19 protein-coding genes are annotated in these 15,363 nt (G+C 28.4%); 13 read left to right on the forward strand and 6 right to left on the reverse strand.

Annotated elements, in window-relative coordinates; translation table 11 throughout:
* Positions 1-60 precede the first annotated feature (60 nt).
* The 7 genes from GXK56_RS13500 to GXK56_RS13530 all read left to right on the forward strand — a co-directional run bounded on the left by GXK56_RS13500 (position 61) and on the right by GXK56_RS13530 (position 6,909).
* On the forward strand, positions 61-1,608 hold the full coding sequence (locus GXK56_RS13500) for a sigma 54-interacting transcriptional regulator (protein WP_243156117.1): 1,548 nt from the start codon (positions 61-63) through the stop codon (positions 1,606-1,608).
* A gap of 24 nt (positions 1,609-1,632) precedes the next feature.
* The gene (locus GXK56_RS13505; protein ID WP_160688190.1) at positions 1,633-1,770 is read left to right on the forward strand and encodes a hypothetical protein; all 138 of its coding nucleotides are present in this window, start codon (positions 1,633-1,635) and stop codon (positions 1,768-1,770) included.
* A gap of 294 nt (positions 1,771-2,064) precedes the next feature.
* On the forward strand, positions 2,065-2,646 hold the full coding sequence (locus GXK56_RS13510; RefSeq protein WP_160688191.1) for a hypothetical protein: 582 nt from the start codon (positions 2,065-2,067) through the stop codon (positions 2,644-2,646).
* A 423-nt stretch (positions 2,647-3,069) separates the two neighbouring features.
* A complete protein-coding gene (locus GXK56_RS13515; protein ID WP_160688192.1) occupies positions 3,070-4,017 on the forward strand; it encodes a 3-hydroxyacyl-CoA dehydrogenase NAD-binding domain-containing protein in 948 nt (315 codons plus the stop codon).
* A 265-nt stretch (positions 4,018-4,282) separates the two neighbouring features.
* Positions 4,283-5,098, forward strand: coding sequence for a 3-keto-5-aminohexanoate cleavage protein (locus tag GXK56_RS13520; RefSeq protein ID WP_160688193.1), 816 nt, complete (start codon positions 4,283-4,285; stop codon positions 5,096-5,098).
* 91 nt (positions 5,099-5,189) lie between these two features.
* Positions 5,190-5,948 carry a sulfite exporter TauE/SafE family protein gene (locus tag GXK56_RS13525; RefSeq protein WP_160688216.1) on the forward strand — a complete coding sequence of 253 codons (759 nt, stop codon included), beginning with the start codon at positions 5,190-5,192 and terminating at the stop codon, positions 5,946-5,948.
* 349 nt (positions 5,949-6,297) lie between these two features.
* On the forward strand, positions 6,298-6,909 hold the full coding sequence (locus tag GXK56_RS13530; protein ID WP_160688194.1) for a superoxide dismutase: 612 nt from the start codon (positions 6,298-6,300) through the stop codon (positions 6,907-6,909).
* A 91-nt stretch (positions 6,910-7,000) separates the two neighbouring features.
* Here GXK56_RS13530 and GXK56_RS13535 read toward each other — a convergent pair whose 3' ends face one another.
* Positions 7,001-7,873: a DUF4351 domain-containing protein gene (locus GXK56_RS13535; RefSeq protein ID WP_160688195.1), complete on the reverse strand. Its 873-nt coding sequence runs from the start codon at positions 7,871-7,873 to the stop codon at positions 7,001-7,003.
* Between the two features lie 294 nt (positions 7,874-8,167).
* Between GXK56_RS13535 and GXK56_RS13540 the strand changes: the two genes are divergently transcribed.
* The 3 genes from GXK56_RS13540 to GXK56_RS13550 all read left to right on the forward strand — a co-directional run bounded on the left by GXK56_RS13540 (position 8,168) and on the right by GXK56_RS13550 (position 10,227).
* Positions 8,168-8,476 (forward strand): nucleoside triphosphate pyrophosphohydrolase, encoded by a 309-nt coding sequence (locus tag GXK56_RS13540; protein ID WP_160688196.1) that lies wholly within the window; start codon positions 8,168-8,170, stop codon positions 8,474-8,476.
* A gap of 310 nt (positions 8,477-8,786) precedes the next feature.
* Positions 8,787-9,470 carry a SatD family protein gene (locus GXK56_RS13545; protein ID WP_160688197.1) on the forward strand — a complete coding sequence of 228 codons (684 nt, stop codon included), beginning with the start codon at positions 8,787-8,789 and terminating at the stop codon, positions 9,468-9,470.
* Positions 9,463-10,227, forward strand: coding sequence for a DUF3307 domain-containing protein (locus GXK56_RS13550; protein WP_160688198.1), 765 nt, complete (start codon positions 9,463-9,465; stop codon positions 10,225-10,227). Before GXK56_RS13545 ends, GXK56_RS13550 begins: the two co-directional genes overlap by 8 nt.
* Positions 10,228-10,446: 219 nt before the next feature.
* Here the strand turns inward: GXK56_RS13550 and GXK56_RS13555 are convergent, their stop codons facing one another.
* The 5 genes from GXK56_RS13555 to GXK56_RS13575 all read right to left on the reverse strand — a co-directional run bounded on the left by GXK56_RS13555 (position 10,447) and on the right by GXK56_RS13575 (position 12,584).
* The gene (locus tag GXK56_RS13555; RefSeq protein ID WP_160688199.1) at positions 10,447-10,665 is read right to left on the reverse strand and encodes a DUF2922 domain-containing protein; all 219 of its coding nucleotides are present in this window, start codon (positions 10,663-10,665) and stop codon (positions 10,447-10,449) included.
* A 47-nt stretch (positions 10,666-10,712) separates the two neighbouring features.
* The gene (locus GXK56_RS13560; protein ID WP_160688200.1) at positions 10,713-10,937 is read right to left on the reverse strand and encodes a DUF1659 domain-containing protein; all 225 of its coding nucleotides are present in this window, start codon (positions 10,935-10,937) and stop codon (positions 10,713-10,715) included.
* A gap of 198 nt (positions 10,938-11,135) precedes the next feature.
* A complete protein-coding gene (locus GXK56_RS13565) occupies positions 11,136-11,342 on the reverse strand; it encodes a YvrJ family protein (RefSeq protein WP_160688201.1) in 207 nt (68 codons plus the stop codon).
* Positions 11,324-11,920, reverse strand: a complete 597-nt coding sequence (locus GXK56_RS13570) for a sigma-70 family RNA polymerase sigma factor (RefSeq protein WP_160688202.1) — start codon at positions 11,918-11,920, stop codon at positions 11,324-11,326. The genes GXK56_RS13565 and GXK56_RS13570 overlap by 19 nt, the downstream gene beginning before the upstream one ends.
* Positions 11,921-12,167: 247 nt before the next feature.
* Complete coding sequence (locus GXK56_RS13575) at positions 12,168-12,584, reverse strand: helix-turn-helix transcriptional regulator (protein ID WP_160688203.1); 417 nt, start codon at positions 12,582-12,584, stop codon at positions 12,168-12,170.
* Between the two features lie 239 nt (positions 12,585-12,823).
* Here GXK56_RS13575 and GXK56_RS13580 point away from each other — a divergent pair, with 239 nt between their 5' ends.
* From GXK56_RS13580 to GXK56_RS28190, 3 genes are all read left to right on the forward strand, one after another.
* A complete protein-coding gene (locus GXK56_RS13580) occupies positions 12,824-13,036 on the forward strand; it encodes a hypothetical protein (protein ID WP_160688204.1) in 213 nt (70 codons plus the stop codon).
* A 226-nt stretch (positions 13,037-13,262) separates the two neighbouring features.
* Positions 13,263-14,309: a phage replisome organizer N-terminal domain-containing protein gene (locus GXK56_RS13585; RefSeq protein ID WP_279283105.1), complete on the forward strand. Its 1,047-nt coding sequence runs from the start codon at positions 13,263-13,265 to the stop codon at positions 14,307-14,309.
* A gap of 46 nt (positions 14,310-14,355) precedes the next feature.
* Positions 14,356-15,285, forward strand: coding sequence for an N-acetylmuramoyl-L-alanine amidase (locus GXK56_RS28190; RefSeq protein ID WP_243156118.1), 930 nt, complete (start codon positions 14,356-14,358; stop codon positions 15,283-15,285).
* Positions 15,286-15,363 lie beyond the last annotated feature (78 nt).

The following is a 15,363-nucleotide window of genomic DNA, read 5'->3' on the forward strand; positions in this document are numbered from 1 at the left end:
ATAGTTAGTGTGTAATAATCTAAAAAAAGAAAACTAAAATATTCTTGAATGGAGTTTTTAATGATGAATAAGAATGTTTTTGAAATAGAAAATGATATAAGAAATGAAGTAGCCATATTAAAAGATAAGAAATCTATAGAGGTCGATGATGTTACTTTAGCTTTATTAAATTCATTTCAGAAAACGATTAAGAAGCAAAAGGAAATAATTAGTGAACTAAATTTTTATAAAGGAATACAATTAAGTCCATTTTCTATAGGAGATGCCATTTCTGATGGTATATGCGTAGTTGATAATAAGGGCACTGTAGTATCAATAAGTAAAGGATACACAGAAATAACTGGTATTACTGAAGAAGATATACTTGGGAAAAATATTGATATGCTAATTAAAGAAGGATATTTTACTGAAGCAGTATCCTTAGAAGTGATAAAAAAGAAAAAGAAGGTTTCCTCTTTATCAGTTATTATGAAAAATAATAAAAAGGTTTTGATAACGGGAACACCTTTTTTTGATGAAAAGGGTCAGGTTTCTCATGTATTAACAGTAATGAGAGATTTAACAGAACTTATTAAGCTGAAAGATGAACTAGAAGAAGCAGAAAATAAAAGCAAAAGATATTTAGATGAATTAAAATCCCTTAAAAATAAATATAGAAAAACAGAAGGCATAATAGGGGAAAATATAAAAATTAAAGAATTAAAAGAATTAATAAAATATGTTTCAAAGACAGAGGCTACAGTGCTAATAACAGGTGAAACTGGAAGTGGTAAAGAAGTATTTGCAAGGCAGATTCATAATGAAAGCAATAGAAAAAATATGCCATATATAAAAGTTAATTGTGCTGCTATTCCTGACAGCCTTATGGAATCAGAACTGTTTGGATATGAAAAGGGAGCTTTTACTGGAGCTTTAAATAAAGATAAGCTGGGTATGTTTGAAATGGCTAATGGGGGAACAATATTGCTAGATGAAATAGGTGAAATGCCTTTGAATCTTCAATCAAAATTATTAAGGGTTATTCAAGAAAAAGAGCTAATGAGAGTTGGTGGTACAAAAACAATAAAACTAGATGTAAGAATAATAGCATCTACAAATGTGAATATAGGTGAATTAATTAAAGCAGGGAAATTTAGAGAAGATTTATTTTACCGTTTAAATGTAGTACCTATAAAAATTCCTCCACTTAGAGAAAGAAAAGATGATATACCTATTTTGGCAAATGGTTTTCTTGAAAGGCTTAATATTAAATATAATAAAAAGAAACAATTTGAAGATATTGCCTTAGCCACCTTCCAATATCATGATTGGCCTGGGAATGTAAGAGAATTAGAAAATGCTATAGAAAGATTAGTAGTTATAAATGATAATCCATACATCAATTCAACAGAAATAGCTAATATGGTAGGTATGGACAAAATCACAATTCCTGGTTTAGAAGGTGATATGCCTTTAAAAAAAGCAGTTGATATGCTAGAAAAAGAAATGATAGAAAATGCATTAAGAAAACATGGAAGTACCTATAAAGCAGCTAAGGTTCTTGGAGTAACACAGCCTACAGTATTTAGAAAGGCAAAGGCGTTAGGAATTCCCTTAAGTAATGCATAAATTGAAGGAAGTAAAAAGAAGCATATGGAATTACAAAAGAAGTGGTTAAATATAGAAGAGATTGATCCAACGCAAGAAGAAATGAATCTTTACAAAGAATATAAAAATAAGCAAGAAGAAGTTGTTAGTCTAGAGAATGTTGTAAGAGAGTTAAAATTATAAATAATTACAAAGTTATAAACATTACATTTGTAGTGGTTATAACTTTTTTTCATTAGGAAATCATATTAGTTGGACAATCTGTGAATGACTAATAAAATATAGCTATTATGATGAAAAATATAGTTTAGAACAAGGATGCAAAATGAAGGTGATTTCAGCAATGTTTTTTAATTAATAAGAAGAGGACGAGATAACTTATATGAATAGGGAAGACAAGAAGCAGAAGGCAACAAAAGAAAAAATATGGTATAATAATGAAAAAATAAAAGAAATAGGATTTGAGGGGAGATATTAATGGAAAAACCTAAATCAGTTTTAAGGATATGTTTAATACCATTTATTATAGTTAGTGCTATAATAGCATTCCTTATTGTAGTATATCTATGTATAAGTAGTTTTATATCAAACCCAGATGTAAATACAAACATAAATGAGTATCAAAGTTATATTGGAGAAAATGCTAAAAAACCTTACAAAAATAAAATGGGAGTTGATGAGTCAATTTTCCCAAACAAAATCACACAGAATATGAATATTGAAGATTATAAGATGGTATATGACAACCCTTGGGATAGTCAATACTTAAGTTGTTTAGTTGTTAAATATGATGAAAGTTCATATGAGAATGAAGTTAATAGATTAAAAACTTATAAATCAAACGATTATATAGGTAATTATGGAGCAGAAGGATTTAGTTCTAACTATGAATTGCTTGCAATGAACTCAAGTAAGAAGGGATTTGTTTATGCAATTACAAACAAAGAAAATACAATTATTTATATAGAGATTCTTAGCCATAATGGATTTAAGGATTTTGATTATAATGATTATATTAAGAAAGAGTATTTACCAATAGGATTTTATGCAAAGAAATAGAAAGAAACCACTCATAAATTGAGTGGTTTCTTGTTTTTCTTGTTGTAATAATAAACTAACAATTGCAACTTATATAAAAATACATTTTTGTATCATTGCAATACAAAAATGTATTCTAGAAATAAGCTTTATAATAATAAGCTTCATAGTTTTAAGATAAAGGGTAATACAAATCTGTATCAATAGAGTTAAAGTTATTATTTTATTGTTATTAATAAAAATAAAATCCTTAAAAATTTTTTATAAGGTATTGCTGTTATTTAGCTGAGTTTAGAAAACATTGTGTAAAAAATAAGGAGGATTCAAATAAATTGGCATTAAAATTGCTTTAAATAATGAGTGAATAATTAATACTTTTGAAAAGATTATCCAACTGGTTGAATATATAAGGATGGAATTAATGATAGGAGGAGTAGAAATATTATGATTAAAAAGATTTCGGTAATTGGAGCAGGGACAATGGGGCATAGTATTGCATCAGCATTTGCTCTTTATGGATATTCAGTAAGTTTATTTGATACTTATGAAGAACAATTAAAAAGAGTAAAGGGTGTAATGAAGACAGAGTTATTAGAACTTGTAGAGGGTGGCTTATTTAAAGAAGCTGAAATTGAAAAAGCTTTAGACAATGTAAGTTTATTCAGTGATTTAGAAGAAGCCACTAAGGACAGTGACTATGTAATTGAAGCAATACCAGAAAAAATTGAATTAAAGATAGAATTATTTGCAAGTTTAGATAAATTTACACCTAAGCATGCAATACTAGCAAGTAATACTTCAAGCTTAAGTTTAGAAGATATGATGGTAAAGGTTAGTGAAGAAAGAAAAGCAAAGATGATAGTTAATCATTGGTATAATCCAGGACTTCTTATGCCTTTAGTTGAATTATCTTATTTCGGTAACATGCCAGAGGAAACTTTTAAAGAAGTAGAAGAATTATATAAATCAATAAAGAAACAAACTTGTAAAGTTTTAAAATCAGTACCAGGATTAGTTGCAAATCGTATTCAACAAGGAGTTGCTAGAGAAGTATTTTCTCTTATTGAGCAAGGAATTGCAGATCCAGCTGAAATAGATAAAGCATTAAAATTTGGGCCAGCCTTCCGTTATGCTACAACAGGTCAATTAGAGGTTGCTGACTTAGGTGGACTAGATATTTGGTGCATAGTTGGAGATAACTTATTAAAAGAAATGGATAATTCAACTTGTTCAAATCCAATTTTACGTGAAAAAGTTGAGCAAGGTAAGCTAGGAATAAAATCAGGGGCTGGTTTTTATGATTATAGCCCAGAAGAAAAAGAAAAAATTCAAAAAGAATTTAATCAAAGATTAATTCATCAATTAAAAGCTTCAGAATTTTATATTAAATAAATATTTATCTATAGCATAGAAATTATTGAATTTTGTAAATCTGCGAAATTTATGAAAACTTAAATTGTTAAAGGATGAATGATTAAGAATGAATGATGAATGATTGAGGAAGAAATTCCTATGGAATTTCAGAAAATACATATAATTAAAGAAATTACGGAGTAATTTCAACCTGAATTATTCATCATTAATCATTACCTATTCATTACAAAGGCACTATGATTTAAGTCTATATTATATAAAAGTTAGAAAGAAGGAAAATATAATGAAAAAGACAATTATTACAGTTGCACCAACAGGAGCATGGCCAACAAAAGAAAATAATCCGAATATCCCTATGACACCAAAGGAAATTGCTGAGGATGTTTTTGAATGTTATAAAGCAGGAGCAGCTATCTGCCATCTTCATATGAGAGATGATGAAGGCAAAGGAACTATGGATACAAAGAAATTTGAAGAAACTGTAGCTTTAATTAGAGAAAAATGCGATATATTAATCAATTGCACTACTTCAGGAGATTTAAATGCAACAGATGAGACAAGACAAGCTCACTTAAAAACATGTAGACCAGATCTTGCTTCTTATGACTGTGGAAGTATGAACTGGATGCATAACAGCTTATTCATTAACCATCCAAAATTCTTAGAAGAATTAGGAATGACTATGCAAGAATATAATGTAAAACCAGAAATTGAAATTTTTGATGCTGGTATGATTTACAATTCTATGTACTACTTAAAGAAAGGTGTTTTAAAAGCACCAGTTCATTATCAATTTGTTTTAGGTGCTGCAGGTGGAAGCGCTGCAACTGTTGAAAATTTGGTATACTTAAAGGGACTAATTCCAGAAGGTTCTACATGGGGAGCACTTGGAATTGGAAAACAACATGTGCCTATAATGCTTGCAGCAGTAGCAATGGGTGGACACTTAAGAGTTGGTATGGAAGATAATGTGTACTGGAGCAATGGTGTATTAGCTGAATCTAATGCTCAATTAGTTAAGCGTGCAGCAGATATAATCAGAGTTGCAGGAAACGAAGTTGCGACACCAGCTGATGCAAAAGAAATTTTAAATCTTTAGGAAATAAAAGATTTCAATTTATGAGGGGCCATATATAGCTCCTCATATTTAGGATATAAAGGCAATAATAGAAGTGAAAAGAAGGGATGAAATGCAGATATTTCATGCATTTAATTTATTACAAGATCAATGGCTTTGGATAATATTGGCGGCATTTTTTATAGGCTTTTCAAAGACAGGAATAAGTTCATTTATGATGCCAGCTATTCCTATAGTTGCAAGTGTATTTGGTGGAAAAGATTCTACAGGAATAATATTACCAATGCTTATAGTAGGAGATATATTTGCATTATATTATTATAATAGACATGCAGAATGGAAAAATATAAGAAAATTACTACCTTGGACATTAGTAGGATTAATACTTGGGGTTGCAGTTGGAATATACATAAATGATAAACAGTTTAAAGGCTTTATAGCCGTTTCAGTGTTAATTTGTCTAGGAATTTTAATTTATACAGAGAAAAAAGGAGAAAATTTTAAAGTACCTCAAAATACTATTTTTTATGCATTAACTGGTATGCTGTGCGGTTTTACATCTATGATAGGTAATGCAGCAGGTCCTATATTTAGTGTTTATCTTTTAGCTAAAGGCTTTAAGAAAAATGATTTTATGGGAACTTCAGCTTGGTTTTTCTTCATGATTAATTTAACGAAGGTACCTTTACAAATATTCTTTTGGAATAACATTCCTATAAAAACCTTATATTTAACAGGATTAATGATTCCAGCTATAGCAGCAGGAGCATTTTTAGGTGTTATTATAATAAAAAAATTAAATGAAAAATTGTTTCATCTAGTAATTTTAGGAGTTACAGCTTTAGCTGCTGTAAGACTTTTAATTCCTTAACTAGATCACTAAGATAAATTTTATGTAAATTAAATTTATATAATAAAGGTTGAAACACCTGATAAATAATTTAGGTTAATTAAGTTATTTGATGACTGAATATTTTTTATATATTCTATCTCTCGCGTTTTACATAGTCAAAGAATAACTTATTAATATATACACAACATAATATTTTTGTTTATCTCATCAAAAAATCCCTCTCAGAAAATTTGAGGGGATTTTTTAGATTAAGCCATTTCAATTTTTGGAATGCTTCTTCAAAATAATTATTTCAAATGCTATTGATAAAGATTCTCAATTGTGATAATATTAAAGCATAGAAAATGAATATTTGGAGGTAGAGAAAATGAAACATGAATTACCACAATTAGAATATAAATATAATGCTTTAGAGCCATATATAGATGAAACTACAATGACAATACATCATTCAAAACATCATGCAACTTATGTAAATAACTTAAATGCAGCACTTGAAAATTATCCAGAACTTCAAGATAAATCAGTTGAAGAATTGGTTAAGGATTTAGATAGTATTCCAGCAGATATAAAAACTGCTGTTAGAAATAATGGAGGAGGACACTTTAATCACTCTCTATTCTGGAAGTTATTATCACCAAATGGAGGACAGGAAAAAGGAGCTCTATTAGATGCTATAACTGCAAAGTTTGGAAGTTTCGATGCCTTTAAAGAAGCTTTTGCAAAAGCTGCTGCTACAAGATTTGGTAGCGGATGGGCCTGGCTAGTAGTTAATAAGGATAAGGAGTTAGAAGTTGTATCTACTGCAAATCAAGATAGTCCGGTTAGCGAAGGCTTGAAACCAGTACTAACATTAGATGTTTGGGAACATGCATACTACTTAAAATACCAAAACAGAAGACCAGATTATGTTGGAGCATGGTGGAGTGTTGTTAATTGGGATTTTGCTAATAAGTTATATGAAGAAGCATTAAAATAAAATTTATTTTATAAAAAGTCTACTTGGATATAGGTTCAAGTAGACTTTTTGGTTTGGGAAAATTATAAATCTTGTTAAAAAGTATTTTAAATTAAAAATATTTTTTCAGTTCATCAAGTGAATTTATGTCAAATATTTCGGTCCCAATAATTTCTAGAACGTCTTGAGGTAAATTTCTTATTTTTGTTTTATATTCTTCAGGTACCATTTTAAATTTTTTTATTAGCTGTTTTATTAAAATTTCGGCTGTTCCTTTTTCAATGCCTTTCTCAATTCCTTTTTCTACACCTTCCTCATAAATCATTCTGCCTACTTCTGTCATACTAACAACCTCCTTAAATCGTTTCTTTGAAACATCATCACCAAACTTATCGAATAAAGCATAAAGTAGCATTAGACAATTATTTTTACCATTATTATCTTGAATATTCTTTGCTATTTCAATACTTTGTAATGTAATTTCGCTTTTTGACTTTTTACTGCTCATTAATGGTATAAAGCTTAGTGTCATAATATCTTGTTGTGTTAGAGCTATATTATTTATTACTTTATGTTCTATAATTTGTAATTTTTCATCCCCGTCAAATTTGCTCATATAAAACGATTTTATATTATATTTAATTGATCCACAATTTAGATGAGTTACTACATCAGTAATTTCAGAGGAATATATCACTATGGTATTTATATTCATTTTACTCTTGTAATAAAGGGAGGCATCATAATATAAGAATCTTGAGATATCATCTTTCTTTTTGGTGGTTTGAAACTCGAAATGTAAGTATTCACCATTAGATGTATAAAATAAATAATCCATTGCATTTGTTTTTATATCAATGTTCTTAATTTCTGTTTCTGCTGGTGCGATTATTTTTAAATCCAAGTCAAAAAATTCTGAGGCGCTATCTTTGAAGATTTCCATTGCCTTTTTGAATACTGCATCTTCTATTTTATTATAATCCATATTAAAACTCCTTCCAAGTGGGTCTTAATTTAATTATTCACTTATAAAAAGAATTTTATGCAAACAAATATTCGGTTGATAATAATATGGTAAATTGAGTGATATAAATTTATGAGTTATCATTAAATTTTTTTATTTTATGTATCTCTGAGTGTATAAAATTCGAATAAATTATTTAAATGATGTAAAATAAGTATGTAGGATTAATGATTAGCTTAATTAATAGCTAGATATGATTATATAGCAAAAAGTAAAATAAGAGTGTAATAAAAAATTATGAAACGAGGGAGAGCAATGAAAACATATAATAAATTGGTAAGAGATAAAATCCCAGAAATAATAAAAGCAGATGGACGTGAATGTGATACATCAATTGTTGTTGGAGATGAAAAATACAAACTTTTAGAAGCTAAATTACAAGAAGAAGTCAATGAATTTTTAGAGGATAAGAATTTAGAGGAATTAGCTGATGTAATGGAGGTTTTATTTGGACTAGCAGATAGTTTAGGTTATAGTGAAGAGGAACTTTTGAAGGCTAGGGATAAGAAGAGAGATGAACGTGGGGGATTTAAGGAAGGGATTGTGCTTAAAACTGTATTGTAAAGGGTGTATATTCTTATAGAAAAAATTGTGGATTTCATTAATGATAGGCGAGAGACTAGAACTTAAGATAGAATAATGAAATGCATAAAGAGGTAGTTAGAATGATTAGAAATCCTAAAATTAGATATAATTTTAGTGGTTTAAATTAATGTGTTTTAAAATGCATATAATAGAGAAATGCATTTTAGAATGCATTTTTTTGCTTTATGCATTTAATAGTGCATAAAAATTGAATGAATTATTTAAATGGTGTACAATATAAAAAAGGATAGTGTAAAGTAAGCTATGAAAAAATTACGGAGGATTTATTATGTTTTTTTTCTTTTTTAAGGATTCATATATAGCAATAATTGGGGATATAAAAAATTCTAAAAAGCTTAGTGATAGAAATATTGTACAAAATGATTTGAAAAATCTATTAAATAATATTAATGAAAAATATAGCAAAGATATTTCGTCAAAATTTACAATTACCTTGGGAGATGAGTTTCAAGGATTGTTACATGATGGAAGCAATGTTATGAACATCATTGAAGAAATACAAAGAGATATTTATCCAGTAGAAATACGTTTTGGAATAGGGGTTGGACAAATATCTACTGAGATTAATTTAGATATGGCAATAGGTGCAGATGGCCCTGGGTATTATAAAGCAAGAGAAGGAATTGAATATCTTAAAAAGAATGAAAGAAAAAACAAAACACATTCGTCAGATATTAGAATTGAAATAGATGGTGATAATGGTGAAGCATCAATGATGATTAACACAATTTTATCATTACTAGCTGTTATAAAATGTAGTTGGACAGATAGGCAGAGGGAAATAATATGGGATATTATGAAACATAATGATAGCCAAGCAAAATGTGCAGAAAGATTAAAAGTTGCACAATCCACAATTCAAAGGAGTTTAATTAATGGAAATTACTATGCATATAAAGAAGCTATGGATACAATAGGCAATGTATTGAAGGAGATAAAAAAGGATGTTTAAAGAATACTTTGTTTTGCTATTACTGGGCCATATAATTGGAGACTTTTATTTTCAGAGTGAAAAAATCCTAAAGAAAAAGGAAACGAAAGTAAAATGGATATTGTTACACAGCATTTTATACTGGGGAGCATTTCTAGGAATTTCTATTCTAGTGTTTTCGAAAGAAGTGTTTATATTAGGAATAGTTTTGTCAGCTGTTCATATGGGAATAGAGTTTATTAAGTTTGGAATGGTTAAGCTTAAGCAAAAGAAAAATGGAGTTTTGTCAATAGAGAAACGAGATATATATGTATTAGAGCAAGTTATTCATATTTTATGTATAGTAGTTGTAAGTTGCTATTTGACCTATGAGAATTATCAGATTACAACATGTTATTTCTTTAAAGTATTTTTTGATATAGTGCAAATATCAAAAATCAATATGTTATATTGGATCACTATATTATTAGCAATACATAAACCTGCTAATATAACAATATCGCATTTAATTTCAGCATATAAGCCAAAGAAGAACACTAATGAATTAAATTTTACGGAAGATTATATGGCTGGAAGGTTTATAGGTACCTTGGAAAGAATAGTTATTTTAATATTTATTGTAATTGGTCAATATTCTGCTATAGGATTGGTATTAACAGCGAAATCAATAGCTAGATATGATGAGATAGCTAAAAATAAAATAACAGCTGAGTATTATTTGTTAGGAACCTTACTTAGTACAGTTTTTGTAATAATTTTATCATTTCTTATTAAATAGAATGTAAATATTGTTTGGACTTGTGAAAGCTTATGGATATAGTAAATAGTAGTTTGTAAAGCTAGATATAAGAAGAGAGAAGAACGTGGGGATTTAAGGAAGGGATTGTGCTTAAATCTGTAGTGTAATGACGCATATTCCAATATGGTTTACCATAGATGGGGCTGCCTACAAAACCAACTTGCGGTTTTGTAGGCAGCCCTGTTCCCGTCTTAGGTATTAAACCATTTCAACTTTTGTAACGCTTCTTTGAGTTATATTAGCTCCAGCTTTACCTACTAAGGCACCAGTTGAAGTAAGGAAAATATTTTTTTGAATGATAGTATTCATTAGTGTGTTTATTTGAGCCTGAGTAAGATCAGGCTTTACACCATTGATGTTAATGTTGCTTTTTGCTCCTTTTTCAGTTGTAAAACTCATTGATAAAATGTGTTCCATAATTTTATTCCTCCCAAAAATAAATTTTTAATGATGATTATAATTTTTTATTGATTGTTAAGGACAGAGGATTCATTTAGTAAATAATTTCTAGTTTCAGCGGATAATACACCTTTGATTGCATCAGCAACTGCATAAACATCCTCAACATTTGCAGCAGCCCTAACGTCATTAAAGGATTTCTTGTTGTAGATGGCGTCGCCTGCTTTATCTACCCCCTTTTGAACCTCAATGCATAAAGTTGTAGTGTCTAATTTTTTTGTAACTGCCATAAGTTTCAACCTCCTAAATTTTATTTTCATAATTTATATATGGTAAAGTGTAATTTTTATAAACCATATTTTTAAAAAAATTTTAATTTTTCATAAAATATATAAATAGCAGTTATGATATATGAAAAAACTTTGCTTATCTTATGGTAATCATACATAACATTATTGATTACTAATAAGATCTTAGAATAATTATGCTTATAACATTAACTTAGAATCTTCAGATTTTGAGTCAGAAGTTGTGTCAATAACGACACCTAATTTAGTAGAAATAATTATATTTAATTTATTTATGGAAGCGGAAAGCTGATTTAGCTGTTTTTCCAAACGGAAGAGTAAATAAGCACAAAGAGCTATTGGGAAGCCATTGTTAGTAATTAAACTTATTAAATCATTAATTGCCATAAATCATTACCTCCATCAATATTATTTTTTAATTTATTTAAAACTTTTTTCTTTCTTTTACTTGCTGCAACATAGGAAATCTTTTCATGATTGGCATAGCTAGTTAAAGTGTTTTTGTTAAAAAATAGAAATGAAATAAGCTGTTTTTCTTCAGTATTTAATTTGTTATTTATAACATAAGAAAGTTCATTATAATCATTTAAAAGGCATAAAGTTTCTTCTAAATTATTTTCATTTGAAGGCAGAAAATCTAAAGCATCATCATATAAAGATAATGTCAAAAAATTATTTAGACCATTTTGCTTTACAGTTTTTTTTATTAAATCATTAATATTGTTTTTTATGCCATTTGTAGCATAGGCAATAAAACGATGAGCTTCTAACTTATATTTATGGACGCAGTAAAAGAGGGTAGTAAAACATTCATTCCTTATATCAGAACGTTCATATCCATAAATAAAGGTTCTTCTGCATATGGAATTTATTAATGGGGTAAATTCTAAAGCTAATGTTTCTTTAGCTTTTTGGTTGCCAGACTTAGATGCAATGACTAAATTTTCGATGTATTCATAATCCACATATAATTCCTCCTAAATTTATATTTTATTTTTTATAAGGAATATATGATTAATTAAGATTTTTATAAACCATTTTGGGAATAAAATTTTAGGTGTGTATGTAAATGGGGTATTAAGTGTTCGCCAGATCCTAAAATTAACGTCATTAGATAAAGACGTTAATTTAATGGTCTATTCTTATTATTTTTGGCGAACAGCTAATTGTATTTTAGAGCTGCTGAAAAAATATAAATATATGTCATTTAATTTATTTGCTAAGGTTTTTGTGTTTTCTTGATTTTATAAGTTTAATGAAATCTTTTATAAGTAAAAGATCCTTGTTTGTAAGTTCCTCATCTTCAATTAAGTTATTAATAGACTCAATGATACTGCGTTTTTTAGGATTACGTAATCCTTTTTTATCGGCTTCACTATTTTCCATATTATTAATAATCATATCTTCCTCTTGCTCAAAGCCTAAAAGAAAATCTGTAGTAACACCATAATATAAAGCTAAACGCTTTAAATGATCATATACTGGTCTTGATTTTCCTGTCTCCCATTTCGAAAGCATGCTTCTGGTTAGGTTTACATTAAATTGTTCATTAATTTCAATTGCTAGTTGCTCTAATGTGATATTCTTCTTGATTCTTAATTCTTTAAGAAGTGTACTTGTAATATCCATATTATTCCTCCAATGTTTAGGCATAGGAAAAAATAGCAGGTCAAAATACTAATAGGTGTTTTTAATTATGCCTTATCTAATTACCTAAAGTTAAGTATACAATCAGAAAATATAAAAAGCAAGATAAAAATTAGGAAAAATTTCCAATAAAGTTGTTGACAGAGAAACATAATATAATATAATTTAATTAACGATAGTGACACATAGCGTTAAAATTTATATGAGAAAGAAGGGGAATTATGAAATGTGTTAAGAGAAAAAGAAAACCATATGATAAATTTAAAGAACTTTTATTTGACGAGAATACTAATCAAAAAGAATTATCAAAGCTGCTTTATAAATCTTATTCATGTGTAAATAGTATTTTAAATGGGAGAGGAGGACAATTTACCTATGAAGAGTTAGAGTTTATTAAAGATTTGTTTGAAATTAAAATTAATGATTACTTCTAAAAAGATGAATTTAATGCAAACGATAACAAAGAATGTTGCAAAGTAATTTGTTAACAAACTATGAGAATTAGCGTAAAGTAGGTGTTTTAATAATTGTTATATTCATAGATTTAAAAATTAAATAATAGGTGAAATATGATTAATAATAAGATAAGTGTATTTAAGGGAATAAAATTTAGGTGTGAATGAAAATAATAACTCATAATTCTTAACTGAAAAAAGGGAGGTGTGTTTTACGAAAGGCATAGAGTGGATTAAGCTTACAACATGCATGTGTGAAGATGAAAAAATGAGATTGATTGATGCTATGGTTAATATAAGAGATTCAGCTTATTATGTATGGATAAGATTATTACTTCAGGCAGGGAAAGTAAATGACAATGGACTAATATATTTAAAAGAAGATGTACCTTACACTAATGAAATGCTTTCTATAATATTTAATAGACCTTTACCTATTATTGAGAAAGTATTAAAAATATTTGAAGATTTTAAGATGATTGAAATTTATGAAAATAACATAATTAAAATAACTAATTGGGAAAAACATCAAAATGTTGAGGGGATGAAAAAATTAAGAGAACAAACAAGAGGAAGAGTTAAGAATTTTAGAGAAAAAAAGAAAATAGAAAGTAAGCTAGTGGAAAATAAAGATATAGGAGGCGGCAAAAAAACTAGTAATAATGGGCATTCTAATGAAGCAAAACAAGAAGCTATTAGCGACTCAAAAAAATGTAACGCTAATGTAACGCTACAGAGAGAGAATAGAGAAAGAGATATTAAGAAAAAGAATAAGAACTTAGATAAAGAAGAGAGAGAAATAATAGATAAGCTAAATGAAAAAGCAAGCAAAGCAAAAATTACAAAAGAAACTGAAACTAAGTCTCAAGATGAGGTTAATATAGATTTAAAGGAAGATTCTAAACTTAAAGAAGATGTGAATGTACAAGCTCTGGAGATAATAAAATATCTAGAAGATACTAAAGTAAATATTAAAGGCTTAAATTTAAATTGGTTAATAGAGGTTTTAGGAATTCATGAAGAGGTATATGTGAAAATGGCAATAAATGCAGCACTTAAAAGAAATAAAGCTGATATTTGCTATATTAGTGGAATACTTAAAAATTGGATTAGGGAAGGCTATCCTAAAACTTATGAGGAAATGGAATTTCAGAGTTTAAAAGAAAAACCAAACCTTAGATTTAATAATTTTAAAGGCAGGGAATATGATTATGATGATTTGGAAAAGCGATTATTAGGGTGGAAAGGTTAAAATAAATTAACAATGTACAATTTACAATTATTGAAGGGGGTTAGTTATGACTGATATTAAAGAGAAATTCATTGACTATAATAAAACTTTAAGGATTTTAAAACCTATTTATATAGTGATTCATGATACTGGTGATCCCGGAGCAACAGCTCAAAATGAAAGGGACTATTTTGCAGGTGGAAATAGAAATGCATCAGCAGATTTTTTTGTTGATTGTAATGAGATAATTCAGATCATAGACACTGATAATTATTACTCCTGGCACTGTGGAGACGGCAAGGGAAAATATGATATTACTAATGGAAATTCTCTTGGTATAGAAATGTGCTTAGAATCAAATGGAAGTTTATCTGAAATTGTTGTTAGTCATACTTTAGAGTTAGTAAAATATTTAATGGATAAATATAATATTGGAATTGATAATGTAGTTAGGCACTATGATGCAAGTAGAAAAAATTGTCCTAATAGTCTCAGCTTCAACAATTGGGCAAGATGGTATGATTTTAAGGACAAGCTTTCAGTAGGTTTTACTATAAATGGACAATGGCTTATTAAAGATGGCAAGTGGTGGTATGAGCATGAAGATGGTTCCTACACTAAAGAGGGTTGGGAAAAGATAAATGGTTCTTGGTATTTATTCGATTCAAATGGTTGGATGCTTTATAATTGGAAGAAGAGTGGAGAAGATTGGTACTATTTAGGCGGCAATGATGATGGTGTCATGAAAACAGGATGGTTATTTCAAAATAATAAGTGGTATTATCTTGGCGATTCTGAAGATGGAGCTATGAAAACTGGATGGCAGAAAATAGAAGATAAATGGTATTACTTTGATGAAACTGGAGCTATGAAGACAGGGTGGATAGAATATAAGGGAAAAGATTATTGCCTTTCTTCAAATGGGTCTATGATTTGTGATTGTGAGCTATATGGATATAGGTTTGATGGTGATGGGGTGGCTGTAAAATTATGTTGAAATAATTCTAATTTATATTGGAAAGAGTTAGAGTATAATTTTAGTAGGCAAAGGCAGTAATAAAAACTGTATAAATAG

It is taken from the genome of Clostridium sp. C2-6-12, from assembly GCF_009928485.1.
In the GTDB taxonomy this organism is placed as follows: domain Bacteria; phylum Bacillota; class Clostridia; order Clostridiales; family Clostridiaceae; genus Clostridium.

Coding starts and splice junctions, on each gene's coding strand:
- GXK56_RS13525 (WP_160688216.1), top strand. CDS start 5,190: ATGCAGATATTTCATGCATTTAATTTATTACAAGATCAATGGCTTTGG.
- GXK56_RS13515 (WP_160688192.1), top strand. CDS start 3,070: ATGATTAAAAAGATTTCGGTAATTGGAGCAGGGACAATGGGGCATAGT.
- GXK56_RS13520 (WP_160688193.1), top strand. CDS start 4,283: ATGAAAAAGACAATTATTACAGTTGCACCAACAGGAGCATGGCCAACA.
- GXK56_RS13510 (WP_160688191.1), top strand. CDS start 2,065: ATGGAAAAACCTAAATCAGTTTTAAGGATATGTTTAATACCATTTATT.
- GXK56_RS13555 (WP_160688199.1), bottom strand. CDS start 10,665: ATGGAACACATTTTATCAATGAGTTTTACAACTGAAAAAGGAGCAAAA.
- GXK56_RS13535 (WP_160688195.1), bottom strand. CDS start 7,873: ATGGATTATAATAAAATAGAAGATGCAGTATTCAAAAAGGCAATGGAA.
- GXK56_RS28190 (WP_243156118.1), top strand. CDS start 14,356: ATGACTGATATTAAAGAGAAATTCATTGACTATAATAAAACTTTAAGG.
- GXK56_RS13505 (WP_160688190.1), top strand. CDS start 1,633: ATGGAATTACAAAAGAAGTGGTTAAATATAGAAGAGATTGATCCAACG.
- GXK56_RS13500 (WP_243156117.1), top strand. CDS start 61: ATGATGAATAAGAATGTTTTTGAAATAGAAAATGATATAAGAAATGAA.
- GXK56_RS13565 (WP_160688201.1), bottom strand. CDS start 11,342: ATGGCAATTAATGATTTAATAAGTTTAATTACTAACAATGGCTTCCCA.
- GXK56_RS13550 (WP_160688198.1), top strand. CDS start 9,463: ATGTTTAAAGAATACTTTGTTTTGCTATTACTGGGCCATATAATTGGA.
- GXK56_RS13545 (WP_160688197.1), top strand. CDS start 8,787: ATGTTTTTTTTCTTTTTTAAGGATTCATATATAGCAATAATTGGGGAT.
- GXK56_RS13530 (WP_160688194.1), top strand. CDS start 6,298: ATGAAACATGAATTACCACAATTAGAATATAAATATAATGCTTTAGAG.
- GXK56_RS13575 (WP_160688203.1), bottom strand. CDS start 12,584: ATGGATATTACAAGTACACTTCTTAAAGAATTAAGAATCAAGAAGAAT.
- GXK56_RS13580 (WP_160688204.1), top strand. CDS start 12,824: ATGAAATGTGTTAAGAGAAAAAGAAAACCATATGATAAATTTAAAGAA.
- GXK56_RS13560 (WP_160688200.1), bottom strand. CDS start 10,937: ATGGCAGTTACAAAAAAATTAGACACTACAACTTTATGCATTGAGGTT.
- GXK56_RS13540 (WP_160688196.1), top strand. CDS start 8,168: ATGAAAACATATAATAAATTGGTAAGAGATAAAATCCCAGAAATAATA.